This window comes from Sphingomonas sp. TDK1, assembly GCF_001650735.1.
GTDB lineage: Bacteria > Pseudomonadota > Alphaproteobacteria > Sphingomonadales > Sphingomonadaceae > Sphingomonas.
In genome coordinates this window covers 23319-26558 of sequence record NZ_LXVY01000028.1, presented here as the reverse complement: position 1 = coordinate 26558, position 3240 = coordinate 23319, and the positions used below count along the sequence as shown (strand labels likewise).

The following is a 3240-nucleotide window of genomic DNA, read 5'->3' as shown; positions in this document are numbered from 1 at the left end:
ACCCGATGAATAAGCCGGGTTAATGATTCCACGAGGATCCGCTTTGATGGCCAAGCCCGCCCATTCACATACCGCAATTCGAGAAAGCCAGACATGATCCAGCGCGCTAAGCTCCGTTTTCCTCATGTGACGCTACGGCCCGACCCGTCGCGTACCCTGGTCAGGCCGTTTGAGCCCGGCTATCCGCGAGGTTTCGACGCTGGCACGACCCGCACTCAGGAAACGGTCAATCTGATCCTGTCGCTCGGCGAGGCGGAGCTGACCCGTCAGCTGGAGGGCGTCACCGCGTCCCTGGATGAGAACCACCGCGACGTCGACACGATGCTGCGGCGGCGTTTTGACGAGGTCGCCGATCACTTCGACGGCGCCGATCGCTGCGACGATGCGCGACGCCGACTGATCGGAGCCTATTTCAGTCAGGAATACGCCTATGAGAGCGCGGCGTTGTTCAATCCCAGCGCCGTGCTGCATCCCGACCAAAGCGACGTTGGCGATGGCGAGGTTCGGTTTATCCTCTCGCTGCGCGGGATCGGCGAGGGCCATCTGTCTTCAGTTACCTTCCGTACGGGGCGGTGGAAGCCGGGCGGCACGCTGGTTGTGGACGATCCCAGCTCGGTGTCGATGCAGCCCATTATCGAGCGTGCCGATACAGACGACCTCGCCCGGCTTCGGTATGACGGCAGCGAGACCTTGTCGGAAACTGTGCTGTTTCCCGTGCTGCCTAGCCAACGCCAGGGGATCGAGGATCTCAGGCTGGTCCGCTTTGACGAAGGCGACGGCACATTCGCCTACCATGGTACATACACTGCGTTCAGCGGCGCGGAGGCGCGATCGGAGCTGCTGACCACGACCGACTTCAGAACGTTCGAGATGCGCGCGCTTACCGGCGATGCCTCATTGGGCAAGGGGATGGCGCTTTTTCCCCGTCGGATCGATGGCCTGTTCGCGATGCTCGGTCGCCAGGACAACAAGAACATCTGGCTACTGAGATCGGACGACATCCTCCACTGGGGCGGTGGCGCCAAGCTGATCGAGCCGCGGTATCCGTGGGAGTTTGTCCAGATGGGCAATTGCGGCTCACCGATCGAGGTGGACGAGGGCTGGCTCGTCTTGACGCACGGGGTTGGCACGGTGCGCAACTACTGCATCGGCGCCTGCCTGCTCGACAAAAACGACCCCTCGAAGCTTTTGGCGCGGACGCCTCGCCCGGTTCTGGCTCCCAGCCCTAAACAGCGCGACGGCTATGTTCCTAATGTCGTCTACAGCTGCGGCGCGCTCGTCGTCGGCCGCGATCTACTGCTCCCCTACGCAGTGGCGGACAGCTTCACCGCGTTCGCGACCACGACGGTCGACGATCTGCTCGCAGTGATGGAGTGATTGGGCGGCGTGCCTTGAGGGATTTCACCGCCGATTGCGTATTTAATAATATGAGCGGTTCTGGTGCGCCTGGTCAGTCGGTGGTTCCGGCCAGCGCCTGGATCCGCAGCAGCGTTTGAGGCGGTGCATGCGCCTTGCAGCCTTGGCGACTATCGTGATCCAGGCCCAAGCGATGGAGGCTTTCGCATGTCACCGCAGATTCTGAAGCTTTCGGCACTTTCCGGACTCGCAGCGGCGCTCGGCGGGTGCGCGACCTATGGGCCGCCCAGCCGTAACATCGCCTATTTCGCAGTGCCGTGTAATACGCCGGGAGCTTTCGTAGCGCAGCCCTTGTCAGCGCCGGACGCGCCTCCAGCCACGCCCGGTCCCGGGGGACCCGGCGGCCCAGCCGCGCAAAATGTGCAAGCTTGCATGATCGCGGTGCCCGCCCAAAATTTGGGATATAATGCGCGCTATCGGGGGGGCGGGGGCTATTACGATCCCTATTATGGCTATCCCGGCTATGGGTCGCCCTTCTATGGTTCGATTGGGATCGGCTTCGGACTTCACGGCGGTGGTTATGGACACGGTGGCAGCTTTGGCCATCGCGGCGGCTTCGGTCATGGTGGGGGCGGCGGTCATGGCGGCCACTGACGCGCCGATCTGTTCGAGCTTGTTCGTACGGGAAGCGTAGCCGCAGCGACACCATCCGACTTTGCTTGGATGACGACTGCCGGGCGTATTCGGGACAGGAATCATCCTACGCGACACCCGGCGTGTGAGGGACGAACGCCGTGCGCACGTAAATGTGAATAGAGCGCGCGCTAGAGCCGGCTTGGGAGAATGGCTTTATGCGTACAGCAGCTGACACGTCGACGTCGCAGGAAAACGTGGATTGCATCATCATCGGCGGTGGCCCCGCCGGACTGACGGCCGCGACCTATCTCGGGCGCTTTCTACGCAACTGTGTCGTCATCGACGCGGGAGCGGGGCGTGCGAGTTCGATTCCGCGGTCACACAATTTGCCGGGCTTTCCAGACGGGATTGGTGGTGCTGATCTGCTATCGCGGATGAAACGGCAAGCACAGGCTTACGGCGCGACGATCGAGCAGGGCAAGGTGGTTCGCCTGGCGATCGTCGAGGACGGGTTCTCCGTCGCGACGGAAACGACAAGCTGGCAAGGCCGTACCGTGATCTTGGCGACCGGCGTCCGAAATCACCGGCCTTCAATGCCTCAGGCGTCGCACGATGCTGCATTGGCGCGCGGCCTGATCCGCTATTGCCCGGTGTGCGACGCTTACGAAGCGAAGGGCGCCAATATCGCTGTGCTGGGCTGTGACGATCATGGTGCTGCCGAGGCCGAGTTCCTCCGCCCCTATGGCGCGCGGGTGACGCTGCTGGCGCAGCGCTCGCCCGAACTCTCCTGGCCGGATGAGGCGCGGCTTATTAGGCTCGGTGTCGACGTCATCAAGGAAGCGGTGAACCAGATATCGATCGAAGGCGATCAGATCGCGGTTCGACTGGCAGATGGGCGTCGCCTCTCGTTTGATACCCTGTATCCGGCACTTGGCTCCTCGCCGCATACGCAACTCGTCGCCGGGATCGGCGTGAAGCTTGGCGAAGGCGGCTGCGTTGTCACCGACGCCCATCAACAGACCTCGGTTAGCGGTTTGTACGCGGCTGGCGATGTCGTCGAAAGTCTCGATCAGATCAGCGTTGCAATGGGTCAGGCCGCGCAGGCAGCGACGGCGATTCACAACTCGCTCCGCGCCAGCGAGGACAAGTAAGCCGGTTGGAGCATCGACCGAAAATATAACATAAGTGCTCGCATCCCGATCCGGTTAAGTCTCGGGATGCGAACCTAACCCGGCTTATTCATCGGGT

The 3240-nt window shown here is 62.3% G+C and carries 3 protein-coding genes; all 3 read left to right on the top strand.

Going from position 1 to position 3240, the window contains the following annotated elements; genetic code table 11:
• Positions 1 to 93 precede the first annotated feature (93 nt).
• Positions 94 to 1377, top strand: coding sequence for a glycoside hydrolase family 130 protein (locus tag A7X12_RS15495; protein WP_010408731.1), 1284 nt, complete (start codon positions 94 to 96; stop codon positions 1375 to 1377).
• Positions 1378 to 1788: 411 nt separating this feature from the next.
• A complete protein-coding gene (locus A7X12_RS15490) occupies positions 1789 to 2010 on the top strand; it encodes a hypothetical protein (protein ID WP_064312470.1) in 222 nt (73 codons plus the stop codon).
• 197 nt (positions 2011 to 2207) lie between these two features.
• Positions 2208 to 3143, top strand: coding sequence for an NAD(P)/FAD-dependent oxidoreductase (locus A7X12_RS15485; protein ID WP_016510913.1), 936 nt, complete (start codon positions 2208 to 2210; stop codon positions 3141 to 3143).
• Positions 3144 to 3240 lie beyond the last annotated feature (97 nt).

Excerpts from the sequence above, each read along its gene's own strand:
- A7X12_RS15490 (WP_064312470.1), top strand. The coding sequence starts at position 1,789 with ATGATCGCGGTGCCCGCCCAAAATTTGGGATATAATGCGCGCTATCGG.
- A7X12_RS15485 (WP_016510913.1), top strand. The coding sequence starts at position 2,208 with ATGCGTACAGCAGCTGACACGTCGACGTCGCAGGAAAACGTGGATTGC.
- A7X12_RS15495 (WP_010408731.1), top strand. The coding sequence starts at position 94 with ATGATCCAGCGCGCTAAGCTCCGTTTTCCTCATGTGACGCTACGGCCC.